General features: G+C 69.9%; 17 protein-coding genes. 8 read left to right on the top strand and 9 right to left on the bottom strand.

Features of this window, described 5'->3' with window-relative positions; translation table 11 throughout:
* The first annotated feature begins 91 nt into the window (after positions 1–91).
* A complete protein-coding gene (locus ABZS69_RS31065; protein WP_355378766.1) occupies positions 92–2,707 on the top strand; it encodes a serine/threonine-protein kinase in 2,616 nt (871 codons plus the stop codon).
* Positions 2,708–2,715: 8 nt separating this feature from the next.
* Here ABZS69_RS31065 and ABZS69_RS31060 read toward each other — a convergent pair whose 3' ends face one another.
* Entirely contained in the window at positions 2,716–3,435 is a 720-nt protein-coding gene (locus ABZS69_RS31060) for a hypothetical protein (RefSeq protein ID WP_355378764.1), read from the bottom strand.
* Positions 3,436–3,503: 68 nt separating this feature from the next.
* Here ABZS69_RS31060 and ABZS69_RS31055 point away from each other — a divergent pair, with 68 nt between their 5' ends.
* The 4 genes from ABZS69_RS31055 to ABZS69_RS31040 all read left to right on the top strand — a co-directional run bounded on the left by ABZS69_RS31055 (position 3,504) and on the right by ABZS69_RS31040 (position 6,315).
* Entirely contained in the window at positions 3,504–4,292 is a 789-nt protein-coding gene (locus tag ABZS69_RS31055; RefSeq protein WP_355378763.1) for an ABC transporter ATP-binding protein, read from the top strand.
* Between the two features lie 85 nt (positions 4,293–4,377).
* Positions 4,378–5,298 (top strand): SPFH domain-containing protein, encoded by a 921-nt coding sequence (locus tag ABZS69_RS31050; protein WP_355378760.1) that lies wholly within the window; start codon positions 4,378–4,380, stop codon positions 5,296–5,298.
* Positions 5,299–5,307: 9 nt separating this feature from the next.
* Positions 5,308–6,063 (top strand): sulfite exporter TauE/SafE family protein, encoded by a 756-nt coding sequence (locus ABZS69_RS31045; protein WP_355378759.1) that lies wholly within the window; start codon positions 5,308–5,310, stop codon positions 6,061–6,063.
* Between the two features lie 30 nt (positions 6,064–6,093).
* Positions 6,094–6,315, top strand: coding sequence for a hypothetical protein (locus tag ABZS69_RS31040; protein ID WP_355378757.1), 222 nt, complete (start codon positions 6,094–6,096; stop codon positions 6,313–6,315).
* Here ABZS69_RS31040 and ABZS69_RS31035 read toward each other — a convergent pair.
* The 6 genes from ABZS69_RS31035 to ABZS69_RS31010 form a co-directional block, all read right to left on the bottom strand.
* Positions 6,308–7,132 (bottom strand): NAD(P)H-binding protein, encoded by an 825-nt coding sequence (locus tag ABZS69_RS31035; protein WP_355378756.1) that lies wholly within the window; start codon positions 7,130–7,132, stop codon positions 6,308–6,310. The genes ABZS69_RS31040 and ABZS69_RS31035 overlap by 8 nt on opposite strands.
* A gap of 29 nt (positions 7,133–7,161) precedes the next feature.
* Positions 7,162–8,040 carry a Rieske 2Fe-2S domain-containing protein gene (locus ABZS69_RS31030; RefSeq protein WP_355378754.1) on the bottom strand — a complete coding sequence of 293 codons (879 nt, stop codon included), beginning with the start codon at positions 8,038–8,040 and terminating at the stop codon, positions 7,162–7,164.
* A gap of 63 nt (positions 8,041–8,103) precedes the next feature.
* Complete coding sequence (locus ABZS69_RS31025) at positions 8,104–8,715, bottom strand: HD domain-containing protein (protein ID WP_355378752.1); 612 nt, start codon at positions 8,713–8,715, stop codon at positions 8,104–8,106.
* A 1-nt stretch (position 8,716) separates the two neighbouring features.
* Positions 8,717–10,897: a molybdopterin-dependent oxidoreductase gene (locus ABZS69_RS31020; RefSeq protein WP_355378750.1), complete on the bottom strand. Its 2,181-nt coding sequence runs from the start codon at positions 10,895–10,897 to the stop codon at positions 8,717–8,719.
* A 126-nt stretch (positions 10,898–11,023) separates the two neighbouring features.
* On the bottom strand, positions 11,024–11,671 hold the full coding sequence (locus ABZS69_RS31015; RefSeq protein WP_355378748.1) for a hypothetical protein: 648 nt from the start codon (positions 11,669–11,671) through the stop codon (positions 11,024–11,026).
* Position 11,672: 1 nt separating this feature from the next.
* Positions 11,673–11,804: a hypothetical protein gene (locus ABZS69_RS31010; protein WP_355378747.1), complete on the bottom strand. Its 132-nt coding sequence runs from the start codon at positions 11,802–11,804 to the stop codon at positions 11,673–11,675.
* Between the two features lie 734 nt (positions 11,805–12,538).
* Here ABZS69_RS31010 and ABZS69_RS31005 point away from each other — a divergent pair.
* Positions 12,539–13,402, top strand: coding sequence for a helix-turn-helix transcriptional regulator (locus tag ABZS69_RS31005; protein WP_355378745.1), 864 nt, complete (start codon positions 12,539–12,541; stop codon positions 13,400–13,402).
* A 53-nt stretch (positions 13,403–13,455) separates the two neighbouring features.
* Positions 13,456–13,680: a DUF397 domain-containing protein gene (locus ABZS69_RS31000; RefSeq protein WP_355378744.1), complete on the top strand. Its 225-nt coding sequence runs from the start codon at positions 13,456–13,458 to the stop codon at positions 13,678–13,680.
* 137 nt (positions 13,681–13,817) lie between these two features.
* Here ABZS69_RS31000 and ABZS69_RS30995 read toward each other — a convergent pair whose 3' ends face one another.
* Both ABZS69_RS30995 and ABZS69_RS30990 read right to left on the bottom strand, forming a co-directional pair.
* The gene (locus ABZS69_RS30995; protein ID WP_355378742.1) at positions 13,818–14,540 is read right to left on the bottom strand and encodes a DUF6082 family protein; all 723 of its coding nucleotides are present in this window, start codon (positions 14,538–14,540) and stop codon (positions 13,818–13,820) included.
* 54 nt (positions 14,541–14,594) lie between these two features.
* Entirely contained in the window at positions 14,595–15,980 is a 1,386-nt protein-coding gene (locus tag ABZS69_RS30990) for an MFS transporter (protein ID WP_355378740.1), read from the bottom strand.
* 120 nt (positions 15,981–16,100) lie between these two features.
* On the opposite strand from ABZS69_RS30990, the gene ABZS69_RS30985 reads away from it, so the two are divergent.
* Complete coding sequence (locus ABZS69_RS30985) at positions 16,101–16,931, top strand: helix-turn-helix transcriptional regulator (protein WP_355378739.1); 831 nt, start codon at positions 16,101–16,103, stop codon at positions 16,929–16,931.
* Positions 16,932–16,933 lie beyond the last annotated feature (2 nt).

Here is a 16,933-nt window from a genome sequence, read left to right as displayed (position 1 = left end):
ATGATCTTTCGTGACCTGGGGTGACTTGCGGGTTTTTGCCCGCTCTTATCCCATTTGTGAGCGGGGGTCTAGCACGACGGGGAGGGGCCAGGTGCCGGAAACGCACCCCTTACAGCCGAGCGATCCGCGAACACTGGGCGACTACCGGCTGCTCGGCCGTCTGGGCAAGGGGGCGCAGGGGATCGTTTTCGAGGGCGAGTCGCCCGACGGGCGGCGTGTGGCGATCAAGCTGCTGAACACCCGGCTGGACAGGCCCGGACTCGACACCGAGCGGTTCATGCGCGAGGTCGCGGCGGCGCGGCGGGTGGCCCAGTTCTGCACCGCCCAGGTGCTGGGGGCCCACATGGACGGCGAGCACCCGTACATCGTCAGCGAGCTGGTGGACGGGATCTCCCTGCAGGCGGTGGTGCAGCGGGACGGGCCGCGCACGGGCGGCGCGCTCTACCGCCTGGCCGTCGGAACGGTCACCGCGCTGGCCGCGATCCACCGCGCCGGGATCGTGCACCGCGACTTCAAGCCCAGCAACGTGCTGCTCGGCAACGACGGGCCGCGCGTGATCGACTTCGGCATCGCGCGGGCGCTGGACTCGGCCATGACGATCAGCAGCGGGGTCGTGGGGACGCCCGCGTACATGTCGCCCGAGCAGATCTCGGCCGAGCGGGTGGGGCCGGCCAGCGACATGTTCAGCTGGGCCCTGACCATGGTGTACGCGGCCACGGGGCGGCCCGCGTTCGGCCAGGACAGCCTGCCCGCGGTCGTCTACCGGGTGATGCACGAGGAGCCCGACCTCTCGGCGCTGCCGGAGTCCCTGCGGCCGATCGTGCGGTCGTGCCTGCGCAAGCGGCCCGGCCAGCGGCCCACGGCACCCGACGTGCTGTTCGGGCTGCTGGCGAACGAGGGCGAGTCGCCGCGGCCGGAGGACGCGCTCGACACGGGCTCGCAACTCGCGGCCGAGCAGACCCCGCCGGATCCGGCCGCGCCCGCTGCCGACCGGGCGAACCCCCAGGGGCCCGCGCCCGGTGCCGGGTGGGCGAACCCCGGTGGTCCGCCGGCGTCCGCTCCTCCTGGCGGGGCCGGGTGGGCGAACCCGTCGGGGGAGGCGCATCCGCCGCCTCCGGCCAGGCCACAGGGCGCGCCCTACGTACCGCCCCAGCCCGGCGCCGCGCCGGGAGCGGGCCGGGGCGGCGCCCCCGGCCAGGGTGGCCCGCCCACCCCTGGTGGTGCGTCGCAGGGTGTGCCTTACGTGCCTCGGCAGCAGCCCGCGCCGGGTTCGTCCCAGGCGCCGCCGCCGTACCCGATGAACGCCCTGCCCCACTCAGCCCCCTCCCACCCGGCCCAGCCCCGTCCAGCGGCGTCCGGGGCGGAGGACGCAGCGGCCGGGCGGGGCCAGGGTCAGGGTCAGGGCAAGAGCCGGACGCGTCCGCCGGCCCGGGAGGCTGGCGGGCCGGCGGACAACGACGCGTTCTTCAAGCACGCGCCGGTCGAGGAGCGGCCCGACGAGGTCAACGCCAGGCGCAGGCGGGCCGCCATGGTCGCCGGCGCGCTCGTCGTGGCGCTCGCCCTGGCCGGGGGAGTGCTGTTCTTCGGGCCGAAGATGTTCAACACCGGCACGCCGACGGGCGGGAACGCGGCCCAGGCGACCACCTCCGTGAGCGCGGCCCCCGCCCAGACACAGGCCCAGGCCCAGACCCAGCCGCCGACGCCCACCCCGACCCTGGTCACGCCGACCCCGACCCCCACCCCCGCGAAGGAGGTCGTCCCCGTCCTCGGCAAGCAGGACGGGAAGTCGTTCAAGGGGCACACCAAGGGCGTCCAGACGATCTCCGCGATCTCCGCGGGCGGCAAGACGTGGCTGGTCACCGGCGGGCAGGACGGCCGGGTGCGGCTGTGGGACCTGGCCAGGCACAAGTCGCTGGCCACGATGAAGGGCCACAGCGAGGAGGTGTACGCCGTCGCCTGCGTGATGGTCGGCAAGACCCCCATGGCCGTCTCCGGCGGCTACGACGGCAGCGTGCGCCTGTGGAACCTCAAGACGCGCAAGGGCAAGGTGCTCGGCCGGCACGGCGACGCCGTCTACGCGGTGGCCGTCACCAAGGTGAAGGGCAAGTACGTCGCGGTCACCGGCGACGCCGACGGCTATCTGCGGTTCTGGGACCTGAAGAAGCGCAAGTCCATCGGCAAGATCATCAGAGCCCACCGCAAGCCCGTCAACTGGCTCAGCGCCACCCACATAGGTGACAAGGCCGTCGCCATCTCGGCCAGCGAGGACGAGACGGTCCGCATGTGGGACCTGGCCAAGCGCAAGGCGTACGGGAAGGCGTACAAGGGCCATTCCAGGGGCGTGTACTCGGTCGCGGTCGGCAAGGTCGACGGGAAGACGGTCATCGCATCTGGCGGTAAAGACGGAAAAATCAGGCTCTGGGATCCGAAGAGCCGCAAGACCGTCGCCACCCTCTCCGGCCACAAGAAGATCGTTTACTCGCTGTCCTTCGGCACCCTCGACGGCCGCACGGTGCTGCTGTCCGGCAGCACCGACGGCACGATCAGGCTCTGGGACCCCGAGACCCGCAAGACGCTCGGCAAACCGGTGAAGGCACACAAGAAGGGCGTCTACGCCGTGGGCATCGTCCCACTCGACGGGGACGCGGCCATCGTGTCCGCGGGCAAGGACAAGGTGGTCAGGCTGTGGAAGACCGCGAGCTCCTAGCGGACCGGCTACGGGCTCCTGAGCGGCTCGAAGATCGCGTGATGGGCGGCCACGAGCGCACGGCGTACCGCCCGGTCCAGGGCGCGCAGGGCCGTGGCGCGGGCGGTGATCTGCCCCGACGTGAGCCCGCGCTCGTCGGCCAGCCGCACCACGGTGGCCAGCCGCGCGGCGAGGGCGGAGACGCGGTGCGCCCGCGCGGGATAGCCCGGCGCCAGCTCGCCGCCCCGGTGCTCGACGGCCGAGGGCCGGGACTGCATGGGGCCCTCGACGGCGGACAGGGCGTCGGTGGCCGCGCGCATGGCCTCCGACAGCTCCCGCTCGGCCTCCGACAGCGACGGCAGATCATGGCGTACGGGCCCGGAGTCGTGGACCTCCAGGCGAACCCCCACATAGGACGACCCGCGCAGGTCGGGCGTGGGCACCAGGCCGAGGTTGCGGCCGTCGAGCACCGCGATGGCGGCCTGGCCGGCGTCGACCGCGGCCGAGTTGAACGCCGCGGGCCCCGACAGCCCCAGCGGGTCGCCGGGCGCGGGCAGCGCGAGCCGGAGCTCCCGCAGGCCGTCGGAGCGCAGGTTTGCGAGGTATTTACGCAACGGGACGTCGTCGGCCACGGCGGGTCCACCGGCGGCTTCCACGTGGTCAGCCGCCTCGTCGAGGCCGACGTGGCCGGCGAGCCAGGCGTTGCCCCAGGCGACCAGGGAGGGACAGACAGGCGATTCAGGGCGCACCGATCCACGATAAGCGCTCGCCCTGCAATAGGTTTGTCCCGAGCGTGACTCCTAAGGAGGTATCGGGGATGGGTGGTCAGGTGCTGCGGCTCCAGGACGTCGCCGTCAGGCGGGACGGAGCGGCCCTGCTACGCGGCATCGACTGGACGGTCAACGCGGACGAACGTTGGGTCGTCGTCGGGCCCAACGGCGCGGGCAAGACCACGTTGCTGCAGGTCGCGGCCACGTTGCTCTACCCGAGCGAGGGCCTGGTCGAGGTGCTCGGGGAGCGGCTGGGACAAGCGGACGTCTTCGATCTGCGACCGCGGATCGGGCTGGCGAGCTCCGCGCTGGCCGAGCGCATCCCGCCGGAGGAGAAGGTCATCGACCTCGTGCTGACCGCCTCGTACGGGATCATGGGCCGCTGGACGGAGGAGTACGACTCCAACGACGTGACCAGGGCGGTCGAGCTGATCGACATGATGGGCGCGGCCCATCTGATCAGGCGGCGGTTCGGGACGCTGTCGGAGGGGGAGCGCAAGCGGGTGCAGATCGCCCGCGCCCTCATGCCCGACCCCGAGATGCTGCTGCTCGACGAGCCCGCGGCGGGGCTCGACCTGGGCGGGCGCGAAGACCTGGTGCGCCGGCTCTCGGTGCTGGCGGGCGACTACCGCTCGCCGACGCTCATGCTGGTGACGCACCACGTGGAAGAGGTGCCGAGCGGGTTCACGCACGGGCTGCTGCTGCGGCACGGCTCGGTGGTCGCGCAGGGGCCGCTGGAGCACGTGATGACGCCGGAAAACCTGTCGCAGACGTTCGGAGTGCCGCTCTCGCTGGAGCGCAGCGCGGAGGGACGCTGGTACGCGCGCGCCTATTGATCGCTATTTATGCACATAAAAGCCACCGGTAGCTGAAACGAAATAGGATCTACGGAGTCGGTCCCCTCGACTTCGGAGCGTCGCCATGTCCGTCGAGCAGCTCATCGTCGCCCTTGTCGTGGTCGCGGCGGTGGGCTTCGGGGTGGCCCGCACGATCCGCATCATTCCCCAGGCCACGGCCGCCATCATCGAACGGCTGGGGCGCTACCACCGCACGCTGACCCCGGGGCTCAACCTCGTGGTGCCGTTCATCGACCGCATCAAGGACATGATCGACCTGCGCGAGCAGGTGGTCTCCTTTCCGCCGCAGCCGGTGATCACCTCGGACAACCTGGTCGTGTCCATCGACACCGTCATCTACTTCCAGGTCACCAATCCGAAGGCGGCCACGTACGAGATCGCGAACTTCCTGATCGGCGTCGAGCAGCTCACGGTCACGACGCTGCGCAACGTGGTCGGCGGCATGGACCTGGAGCGCACGCTGACCTCGCGCGAGGACATCAACACCGCGCTGCGGGGCGTGCTCGACGAGGCGACGGGCAAGTGGGGCATCCGCGTCAACAGGGTCGAGCTCAAGGCCATCGACCCGCCCTCCTCCATCCAGGACTCGATGGAGAAGCAGATGCGCGCCGACCGCGACAAGCGCGCCGCCGTGCTGACCGCGGAGGGCCAGCGCCAGGCGGCGATCCTGCAGGCGGAGGGCGAGAAGCAGGCGGCGGTGCTGCGGGCGCGCGGCGAGGCGGAGGCGGCCGTGCTGCGCGCGCAGGCGGAGGCCGAGGCCCAGGCCATGCGCGCCAAGGGCCAGGCGGACGCGATCGGCATGGTGTTCAAGGCCATCCACGAGGGCAAGCCCGACCAGCACCTGCTCGCCTACCAATATCTGCAGACCCTGCCCGAGATCGCCAAGGGCGACGCCAATAAAATCTGGATCGTCCCATCGGAAATGGGCAAAGTTCTGGAGAATCTGGGCGGCCTCTTCACACCCCCCAAGAGCCCGGACACGTAAGGAGGGCTCGTGACGGGGTGGGAACTGGCCGCGATCTGCGCGGCCGGGGTGGTGGCCGGCGCGATCAACGCCGTCGTCGGCTCCGGGTCCCTGATCACGTTCCCCACACTGGTGGCGATCGGCGTCGATCCCGTCACCGCCAACGTCTCCAACACCATCGGGCTCGTGCCCGGCTCGTTCACGGCCGCGTACGGCTACCGCCCCGAGCTGCACGGCCAGCGCGAGCGCCTGCTGCGCCTGGGCTTGGCCTCGGCGCTCGGGGCCCTGATCGGCGGGGTCCTGCTGCTGTTCCTGGACCCGTCGGTGTTCCATGTCGTCGTCATCGCGCTGATCACGCTGGCCTGCCTGCTGGTCCTGGTGCAGCCCAGGCTCAACCGTTGGCTGGCCGAGCGGCGCACGCACGCGCACCCGCACGGCGGGCTGGAGCTGTGGTTCGGCGTGCTGGCCGCCGGGATCTACGGCGGGTACTTCGGCGCCGCCCAGGGCGTGCTGCTGATCGGGCTGCTCGGCAGCTTCCTCGACGAGCACCTGCAGCGGGTGAACGCGGCCAAGAACGTCCTCGCGCTGATCGTCAACGCGGTGGCCGCCGTGCTGTTCATCCTGGTCGCGCACGTCGACTGGCTCGCCGTGGCGGGGGTGGCCATGGGGGCGACGGCGGGCGGCTTCCTGGGCGCCAGGGTGGGGCGGCGCATCCCGGCGTCCGTGCTCCGGGGGGTCATCGTCTGCGTCGGAATTGCGGCTATTTTCGTACTGGTGTACGGATAGGAAGCCACGTTTGCGGGTATAAATCCGTACATGAAGGGTGACCGGGTAGAGATCGTCATCGATGCCGGAGGAACACCGCGTACGTACGAGATCAGGGCCACTCGCGCCGGCCGGCGGGTCGACGTGACCACGCGGCGGGGGCTCGTCGAGGTGAGCGAGGTCACCCGCACCGGCACGCCGGTGCGCACGGCCAGGTTCATGTCCAACCGGATCCTGGCCCTCGTGGAGCACCCCGCGGACGAGGTCAGCTGAAGTCGGCCACGTGGTCCTGCGCCCACCGGCGGAACGTCAGCGCGGGCCTGCCCAGCAGCCGTTCCACGGTGGGGGTGACCTGCTCGGGAGCCGCCACGAAGCCGGCCCACGCGCTCAGCGCGCTCTCCACGAAGGCCGGGTTCCCCCAGGCCGCCGTGAGCCGCTCGCGGGCCTCCTCCAGTGGCTGCTCCTCCCAGCGCACGTCGTGCCCGGCCACCTCGCCGATCACGCGTACCTGCTCGGCCTGGGTGAGCCGTTCTGGGCCGGTCAGCACGTAGGTGGCGCCGCTGTGGCCCGCCGAGGTGAGCACGTGCGTGGCCACGGCCGCGATGTCCCGCTCGTGGATCAGCGACCGCGAAGCCTGCCCGTACGGCCAGCGCACCACGCCCCGCCTGATCTCCTCGGCCCAGCCCAGCGTGTTGGCCGCGAACCCGCCGGGCCGCAGGAACGTCCACCCGAGCCCCGAATGCCGGATCAGCCGCTCGATCTCGTGGTAGTGCGTGACAGGCTCGTCCGCCACGTTGGCGGACAGGTAGACGATGCGCCGCGCGTGCCCGGCGACGGTCGTGACCACCTCCGCGGCGCCGTCCGCCGTGACGTGGGGCCACAGCAGGAACACGCTCTCCACGTCTTTCAGCGCCGGCTCCAGGGTCTCGGGCGCGGACAGGTCGCCGCGCACCACGTCCACGCGCTCGGGCAGGTTCGCCCGCTCGGGGCTCCTGACGAGCGCCCGCACCTCCAGCCCCGCGGCCGCGAGCTGGGACACCACGTGCCTGCCGACATTGCCGGTCGCGCCGGTCACCAGAATCGTGTTCATGAGCCCGACGGTAAAACCTCAAGCGAGCTTCAGGTCAACCCCGGCCGCACCTGGAGCGTGCCGTCGCGCCGGATCCGCGTCTCGAACACGGGCGCGGGAGCGGTCGCGGGACCGTGCCGCACCGAGCCGTCGGCCAGCCTGAACGTGCTGCCGTGCCACGGGCAGACCACGCACGCCTCCCCGTTCTCCATGACCAGCCTGCCCTGGTGCAGCGGGCCGGCCAGGTGGGGGCAACGGTCGGCGAGCACGGTCACGGCCTCGCCCTGGCGCAGCACGAAGAGCTGGATGTAGCCCAGCCGCCGCGCGACGGGCCGGCCCTCCGGCAGGTCCCTGAGCAGGCACAGGTCGTGCCAGCCCAGCGGCACCAGGTGGGTGACCTGCGGGGCGTGGTTGGCCCCGGCCGCCTGCCGGTAGGCCATGTGGCCGCCGAGATAGCCGCCGAGCCCGGCCAGGCCGAGCCCGGCCAGGGTCAGCGTGCGGCCCATCCGCTCGCGCCCGCGTACCCGGGCCAGCAGGGAGCCGGAGAACAGGCCCAGCGCGGCCACGTTCGACAGCATGTGGACGAAGCCCACGCGCTGCTGCTCGCGGTGGAGAGAGGACCAGTCGGTCAGCCCGGCCGCCGCCGTGGGCAGCGCGTTGGCGATGCCCGTGGCCAGCAGCACGCGCGAGGCCCGCGGGTCGCCGTCGGCCAGGTCCAGCACGGCGGCGGACAGCCAGCAGCCGAGGCTGACCGTGGCCAGCGGCGGGTGCAGGGGCTTGCCCGTGGGTACGCCGTGCAGCAGGTCACGTAGCCGGCCGGGCCGGATGCGCTGGCGTACGGTCTTGGCCAGCACTCGGATCGGCGTGTCCAGGGCCTTCGACTTCTCGAGCCGGTCGGCGAGAGCAACCGGCCCGGCCAAACCCCGCAAAGGCCGACGTTTCGCTCGTACTTCCTCTTTCACGACAAGTCCCCTACCCCGCCCATGTGGGGATCACTCGGACAGGTGACCCCTGGCCACGGAGAGTTCGACCAGCTCCAGCGCGTACGCGCCGAGCGACGGCGAGCCCTCCTCGATGATCCGTACCTTCTCTCTGACCTGCGCGGCCTTGACCTTGAACAGCGGCCACGTGCCGCCCTCGGTGAGGTGGTTGGCCAGGATCGGGGAAAAGCGGTCGAGCGCCTTGGCGAACCTGGCCTCCGGCGTCTTCCTGGCCTCGAACTCGTCCCAGAGCTCCCGCAGCCACCGCCCCTGGTCGTCGGGCAGCAGGCCGAAGATGCGGTCGGCGGCGGCGCGCTCGGCATCGGGCTGCGCGGCCACCTCCACGGGGTCGTAGATGAACGTGTCGCCGGCGTCGATCTCGACCAGGTCGTGCACCAGCAACATGGCCACAACCCGCTGGAGGTCGGTTCCCGGCGGGGCATGCTCGCCGAGGATCATCGCCAACGTGCCCACGTACCAGGAGTGCTCGGCGGTGTTCTCCCGCCGCGAGCCGTCCATCAAATGGTTGCGGCGGATGATCCGCTTCAACTTGTCGATCTCGATGGCGAAGGCGATCTGGGCGTTCAGGCGGTCCTCTTCTGGCGCGATAGTCACGCGCGACACCCTATTGTGCGATGATCACCCCGGTTGGTGAAATCGTGACCGGAACTCCGTTGAACACTGCGTTACCACTCAGTACGTCGATGGTGGATTCGTCTGTGAGCGTGTTGACGCTGACCCCGGCGTGCTCGGCCGCGACACTCTGGGAGCTGCCCGCGTGCCCCCAGCCGTGCGGCAGGCTGACCACGCCCGGCATGATCGTGTCGGTGGGTTCGAGCGGCACCGTGAGCTGCCCCTTCGCGGAGCGGATCACCGCCTCGCCGTCGAGCCCGAGCCTGGCCACGTCGGCCGGGTTGATCTGCAGCGTGCAGGTGTTGCTGCCGCCGACCAGCGGGCCCACGTTGTGCAGCCAGCTGTTGTTGGAGCGCAGGTGGCGCCGCCCGATCAGGACGATCTCCGGCGGGTCCTCGTCCAGCTTGCCGCGCAGCCGCTCCACGTCCTCGATGATCGGCGGCGGCGCCAGCTCGATCAGGCCCGAGGCGGTGTTCAGCACCTCGCCGAGCCGGGGCTCCAGCGGGCCGAGGTCCAGGCCGTGCGGGTTGTCGAGCAGCTTGCGCAGCGACAGGTCGCCCTTGCCGGCCCACTCGCCGTAGGGGCCGAGCCTGAGCATGAGGTCCAGCCGTCGCTCGCTGCCCGTCTCGCCCTCCAGCTCGGCGCGCAGCTCGGCCACGTCCCGGCCCTCGATCCCGGAGCCGGGCGTCTCGGCGGCCTTGCGCAGCATCTCGCCGATCACGAACTCGTCCAGATCGCCCTCCAGCCCCGAGGCGATCATGGCCAGCCGGGCCAGGATCTGGGCCTCGGACGGCTGCCCGTCCAGCGGCAGCAGCGGCGGCGAGTAGCGGGCGTAGTTGCGGACCGCGAACCCGAGCAGCGCGAAGTCGTAGTGGCCCGACTGCAGCATGCGCGGCGGCGGGAGGATGACGTTCGCGTGTTTGGTGGTCTCGTTGAGGTACGGGTCCACGCTCACCATGAACCCGAGCCGCCCGAAGGCCGCGTCGAGCCTGGCCCCGTGGGGCGCCGACAGCACGGGGTTGCCCGCCACCGTGATCAGGAACGTGACCTGCCCCTCGCCGGGCGTCTCGATCTCGTCGGCGAGCGTGGCCACCGGCAGCTCGCCGTTGCTCTCGGGCAGGCCCCTGACCCGGCTCTTCCACCTGCCCACCTGGTACGACCTACGTCGTGCGCTGAACTCCGTGGCGGACTTGGCGAACATGGCGCCGCCCGGCCGGTCGAGGTTGCCGGTGAGCACGTTCAGCACGTCCACGAGCCACTGGGCCAGCGTCCCGAACTCGGCCGTGCAGGTGCCGATCCTGGCGTAGACGGCGGCTGTGGGGGCTCCGGCCAGCTCCCTGGCCAGCCGCACGATCACCTCGGCGGGTACGCCGGTGCGCGTGGCGACCACCTCCGGCGGGAAGTGCTTGGCCGCCTCGCGCACCTCGGCCAGCCCGTTCACCTGGTGTGTCAGCCCCACTAGCTCCTCGGCGAACAGCGTGTGGACGATGCCGAACAGCAGGTAGGCGTCCGTCCCCGGGCGGACGAAGACGTGCTCGTCGGCCAGCGCGGCGGTGCGCGTACGGCGTGGGTCGACCACCACGAGCCGGCCGCCGCGGGCGCGCAGGGCCTTCAGCCGTCCGGGGAAGTTCGGCGCGGTGCACAGCGAGCCGTTGGACTCCAGCGGGTTGGCCCCCAGCATCAGCAGGTAGTCGGTCCTGTCGAGGTCGGGGACCGGGATGGCCAGCGGGTGCCCGAACATGAGCCCGCTCGCCACGTGCTTGGGCATCTGGTCGGCGGTGCTGGCGGAGTAGACGTTGCGGGTGCCGAGCGCCTTGATAAGGGGCGCGCCGTAGAGGGAGCCCGCCATGCTGTGCGCGTTCGGGTTGCCGAGGTAGATCGCGACGGACCGGCGGTCGGCGACCTGGTCGAGGCCCGCCTTCACGGCCGCGAACGCCTCCTCCCAGCCGACCTCGCGCCACAGGTCGCCCTCCCTGATCAGCGGCTTGCGCAGCCGGTCGGGGTCCTCGTCCAACCGGCCGAGGCTGGCCCCCTTCGGGCAGATGAACCCCTTGCTGAACGGATCGTCCTTGTCGCCGCGGACGCTGGTGACGTGCCCGCCCTCGTCGAGGGTGAGGGTCAGGCCGCAGACGGCCTCGCAGAGGGGACAGGTCCGGTGGACGGTCGACGTCATCACGACTCCTCTGAGTTCGCGGGCTGGACTCATCTTGGCCCGGACCGCGTACATGGGGAAGCCCCGGAGCCCCCGCGGTCTCCGGGGCTTCCCACCCGGGGAAATGTCCCGGATTCCCCCAGGTCCTCAGCCCGCCTGTGACAGCGCGACCCCTGCGCGCAGATCAGGCGGCTCCTCAAGGTCGGCTCTCAGCGAGATCCAGGCCTGTCTGCCGTACAGCCGGTCGAGCCCGGGAGAGGTCGTCCCCGGGATCTCGTCGCGCCTGACGATCTCCACGATCACGAACTGCGCCCGGCGCCGGTGCCGGTAGACGTTCGCGCTCCTGGCCCAGCAGGCGGCCGCGATCTCCTCGCTGTACGCCTCGAACTCCTCGGCGGAGATGCCGGCCCTGGTCATGATCAGGGCCTTCTCGCCCGTGGTCGTCGGCGTGATCCAGAGCACCAGCGGGATCCGCCCGGCCCTGGTGTGCATCGTGGTCTCCAGGCAGACCCGGTGCAGGCGGTGCCTGGAGACCACGCACCAGAAGTGCGCGCTCACCCAGTTGCGCCCGGTCCTGGTGACGGCCGGCGCCGAGACGGCGCTCGTCAGCAGGACGAACGGCCACCACCGGCCCTCCTGCGTGGCTCCCAGCAGGGCGAGCGTGAGCACCGCCAGCCCGCCGAGCAGCATGAGCTCGGTACGGATCCGCCACAGCCTGACCAGCGGCCCGCCGCGCCCGGCGGCGGGGAGGTCCTCGTTGGCGGGGTAGATCTGGTTGCGCGGGTTCCTCGGCACGTCAGGACACCTCCTCGGTCACCCGGTGTGGCACGCTGAGCTGGTCGAAACGTGGGTCGCGGTAGCGCCGGGAGCCGAATCCCGTCCTGCTCACGGTCCAGCCGACGTGGTGGGCGAACTCGTCGGGTTCCATGCAGATTTCGCGATCGGCCCAAGCCATAAGCTCTCGGATCCGGGACTTGATTCGGGCGAGTCCCTTGGTACCTTGTGAGTACATGAGAAGACCCCTTTCGCGGCATTTTCAGAGGTGGCTTCTTAGCCGGACCGACGGCTGATGACCGGTCTCGCCGCAGGGTGGCAGCCCGAATGCGGCGCGCTGGTGGTCAGCCGCGGCCCGGTTTTTTCCAGGCTCGAATGAGCGGACTCTCGCTGAGTTCTTCAGGCGATTCCGAAGTCCTTCCGGCAAGCGGCCTCCCTGGGGCAGAGTTTCATTTCCGGGGCGGCGACGTTGCCGGCGAGACGGCCCGGGCGGGGCCGCGCGATCGAGGACGGAAGGCCCGACGTGTACGGCCGTGTCGTCATCTCCGGCCTCCTCGTCACTCGAGAACCCTCCTGGAACCGATCGTCCCCCGAGGTGAGCGAAGCCGCAATACGTTCAGCAAGGGAAGATTTAGTTTTCTTCACGATTGCCGTGCAACTTGCATCAGAACTGTCGCGTCGGCTCCTGGCGGGAGAAGTTCCACCCGGACCCGCCCCTACACGGAGTTCGTCTTGCCCCTAGGCTCTCCCCGTGAAAGCCTTCTGGCAAGGCTGTGTGAGCTGCCGTGTGCAACTTGCAGTGTAAGATTGGGCGCGAACGGGCCCGGAAAGCCGGGCCTAAACGTCCGCTTCCCACTACACCTTCATTCCCGAAAAGGAGAGTGGACGGTGCCATCGCAGCAGGGCAGTCCGACAGTACGCAGGCTCCGGCTAGGCCAGGAACTGCGCCTTCTCCGGGAGCGAAGATCGCTTACCGGTGCCAGAGCGGCCAAGGATCTCGGCTGGTCCGCGAGCAAGGTCAGCCGCATCGAGGCGGCCAAGACCATGCCCAGCGCCGACGACATCAAGGCCATGGCGGAGCTCTATCACCTCGATGGGCCAAAACTTGACGAGCTCTTCGGCCTGTTGCGGGACGCGGAGCAGCGTGGGTGGTGGGAAGATTACGAAAACGCCCTGCCTGAGGAGTACACAAGATTCCTCGGGCTGGAGGCAGAGGCCACGCACCAGCGCAACTGGGAACCCCAGGTCGTGCCCGGCCTGCTGCAGACCGAGGACTACGCCAGAGAAGTGATCCTGGCGACTCGCGGCATCTCGCGCATCACGCACAGCGGTGTCAGGAGCCGGGTCGAGGCCCGGCTGGACAGGCAACAGCATGTGCTCCACAGGGCCGACGCGTGCGTTCTCCATGTGGTGCTCGACGAGTCGGCGCTGACGCGCAGATTCGGCGAACCGGCGGTGATGTGTGAGCAGATGGAGCATCTTCTGGAGGTCTCACTTCTGCCGCATGTCAGCGTCCAAGTCCTCACCATGGACTCACTTCATCCGGTTAACACCGGTGCGTTTATTCATCTGAAGTTTTCCGCATTCGATGAAGTTGTGTACCTGGAACAGTTGTATACAGCTCACTTCGTCGAAGACCTCGAACGAGTAGCTGGATACGAGACGGCTTTCGATCACATCCGGTCGGAAGCTTTGGATGAGGACGAATCACGAGTCCTTATACAGCGCAAAGCTATGCTTTGGCGACGTTAACGACGAAACCTCAAAAGGGGCAATGGTGCCCTTTTTGCGCATTTGGGGAGAAAATGTACATCCACACTACGACGGCAGCCTGGCGGAAGAGCACCTTCTCCAACGGCGCAGCGACGTGCGTTGAGGTTGCCCCCCTGGCCGACGGCAACGTCGCGCTGAGGGACAGCAAGGAGCAGGACGGGCCCGTCCTGGTCTTCACCCAGGCCGAGTGGGCCGCCTTCACGGCCGGGGTCCGCGCGGGCGAGTTCGACCTGGCTGCTTTGACGGCCGGCGCATGACGAACGGCCCTGCGGGTTGGTAGCAGCAACACTCAGGGCCGTTCGAGTGGAGGCGCGACCTCCGGGACTTTCCAGCTCTCCCTGCAGGATCGAGCGCGGAAGACTCGCACATCATGGCATACTCCCCGCCATGTTGATCAACCGGTGTCGCGCCTCTTCTTTCCCAAGGTGAACCAGGCGATCCCGGCCCCGACGACCGCCACTGCGGCGGCCGCCCCCACCGCGATCGGGCGGGGCGAGGAACCTCGGCTCGGTGTCTCTGCCGGGCGATCCTCCAGGCTCTGCCGCCAGGCGAGGTCGATCACCGAGACGAATCGCTCGGCCTGACGGCTCTTCGCCACCAGACGGCGGTGCTCGCGTGTGCCCTCCCAGAAACGTGTTCCAGCCTGCACGTTGAAGACGTTCGCCCGCGCGTATTCCACCAGGACGGGCTCCGGCATCTCGCCCGTGAGGAAAAGCATCTCCCAGTAGGACAGCAGCAGATTGAGATAGATGTGCACCTGAGAGTCGAGTCTGGTACCGGAGATGCCGAGTTCTCGGCTCAGCGCGGGATTCTCTATCAGCAGCTGCATGAGCTGGAAATGATGGGAACGTTCCGCGTCCTGGCGTGAAAATCGCATTTCTCTGGCCTGCAGAAAAAGAGATAGACCAATGGCGACAAGTGCGAAGGCGGAGAGCACAGCGGATGCCGCGCCGTACGTCTGGCCGATGTCACTCAATTGCTGCCATCGCGAGCCTGCGGGCACGAGGAGATCCAGCAGAAGAGGCGAGAGCAGCGTCGCGGCTGCGCAGGCCAGCGCGATCAGCATGAGCAGCAACACCAGGAAGCGCGACGTGCGCTGCTGGTTACGGGGGGTCATGCATCTACGGTGACATGCGAACGGCCTGCGTCCCAGCAGGGACGCAGGCCGAGTTCAGGCGCGGGCCGGTACGCGGCTTCGTACGAGGAAAATGGAGCTCAGTCCCGCGACCACGGCGAGGCCCGCCATGGCGATGGAGGACACCAGCGAGGCGGACACCGTCCCGTGGCCCTGGCTCAGCGTGATGAACAGCGTCCCCACCGTGGAGACGCCGATGACCTGCCCGAGTTGCATCACGGTGAGCAGCGCGCCGCTCGCGTCCGCCGCGTAGGCGTCGTCCACCTGCTCGGTCGCCATGTTCGTCACCGCCACCTGCACGCCGAGCCCGGCGCCGACGAGGGCGCTCATGACCGCGTACGGGAGGCCGCCGCCGGCGGCGAGCCCCAGGCCGAGGTAGGCGGGGGCGGCCACCACGTAGCCGAAAGGCACCAGCGGGCGCTGCAGGCGGAGGGGCAGGCGCGGCCAGGCGAGCCCGACGAGGCCGAAGGCCAGCGCGCACGGCACCAGCATCAGGCCGGAGGACAGCGGCGTCAGGTGCAGTTCGCCCTGCAGGTGCAGGGCCGAGGTGAACAGGAACGCGCCCCAGGTCGCCGGGCCGAACAGCAGGATCGCCAGCCCCGGCCGCATGCCGGGCGCGCGCAGCACCCGGGCGTCCACCAGGGGACGCCCGCCCCGGGCCGTCACCCACCGCTCGACGCGGACGAACGCGAAGAACGTCACCACGCTCAGCGCCATCGAGATCCAGCCCCACGTCGGCCACCCGAGCTCGCGGCCCAGGACCAGCGGCACGACGAGCAGGAGCACGGCCGCCGACAGGGACACCAGCCCCCAGGGGTCGAGGCCCGCCCTGCCGCCGCCCTCGTCGGCCGGCAGCACCTTGGTCCCGGCCACCAGCAGCAACGCGCCGATCGGCACCAGCACTAGGAACACGATCCGCCAGCCCATGCCGAAGCCCAGCAGGATCCCGCCGAACGCCTGGCCGATCACGATGCCGCCGCTGATCACCAGCGACCACAGGCCCATGGCCCGGCCCCTGGCCGCGCCGTGGTAGTTGCGCTGGATCAACGTCAGGACCTGCGGCATCATCATCGCCGCCCCGGCGCCCTGCAGCAGGCGGGCGGCCACCAGCCAGCCGGTCGTCGGCGCCAGGCCCGCGGCGAGCGTGGTCAAGGTGAACAGCGCGAGCCCGCCCAGGAACGCCTTGCGGTAGCCGAACAGGTCGCCGACCCTGGCTCCGGTGATCAACAGGACGGCATAGACAATGGTGTATCCGGCGACGATCATCTGCAGCCCGGCGCCTGAGGAGTGCAGGTCGGACTCGATGGTCGGGGTGGCCACGTTGACGATGTTGACGTTCAGGATGGCCAGGAACTGCCCCACGAGGATGATCGCAAGGAGCAGGCCGCCGGCCCGGGTTCCCGCCTGTGGTTTTGTGTCCACGGAAGGGGAGATAGCGGCAGTTTGCGTCATGTGTAGCAGTCTGCCGGGGATCCAGTACCAGTAACGAGAGCCCACTTATACTGGTATTGGCACTAATAGGCCCGTTGTGGAGATGTGAGGGTGGCAGAGGTAAAGCGCACTGATCTGTCGGCGTTCCTGCGGACGCGTCGCGCGCGGATCACTCCCGAGATGGTCGACCTCGCGCCGGGGCCGCGCAGGCGGACGCCCGGACTGCGGCGCGAGGAGGTCGCCCAGCTCGCGGGCGTCGGCGTGACCTGGTACACGTGGCTGGAGCAGGGCCGCCCGATCAACGCCAGCACCCAGGTGCTCGACGCGATCGCCCGTACGCTGAGGCTCGACGCCGCCGAGCGCCAGCACCTCTACCGGCTGGCGGGCCAGGCGCAGATCCCGGCCGGCACCGACTCGGGCCAGGTGACGCCCGAGATGCGGCAGATCCTCGACCGGCTCGGCGACATGCCCGCCGCCGTGACCAACAGCCGGTGCGACGCCCTGGCCTGGAACGCCGCGTACGCCGCCCTGTTCCCCGAGGTGGTCGACGCGCCGGAGGGCGAGCGGAACTCGCTCTGGCACACCTGCCTCACCCCCGCCCCCACGACCCTGCTGCTCAACCGCGACCAGGAGCTCGCGCGGGCGGTCGCCGTGTTCAGGGGCGCCTACAGCCGCCACGTGGACGACCCGTGCTGGCAGGACTTCGTACGCCGGCTCAGCTCGGAGAGCGCCGAGTTCGCGCGGCTTTGGGCCAGGCAGGACGTGGCCGAGCCGGGGCCGAGGGTGAAGCGGTTCAAGCACGTGGAGCTGGGGGAGCTGCGCTTCAGCACGACCAGCCTCACGGCCGTGCCCGAGATCCGGCTGGTCGTGTACACGCCGATGGACGACGCCACCTGGGGGGCGATGCGCGGGCTGCTGGAGACGGGGGAGCCTGCGCGGTAATC

The organism is Nonomuraea sp. NPDC005650, assembly GCF_040605375.1.
Taxonomy (GTDB): Bacteria; Actinomycetota; Actinomycetes; order Streptosporangiales; family Streptosporangiaceae; genus Nonomuraea.
The sequence above is the reverse complement of the archived record's forward strand: the minus strand, read 5'-3'. Positions and strand labels throughout refer to the sequence as shown.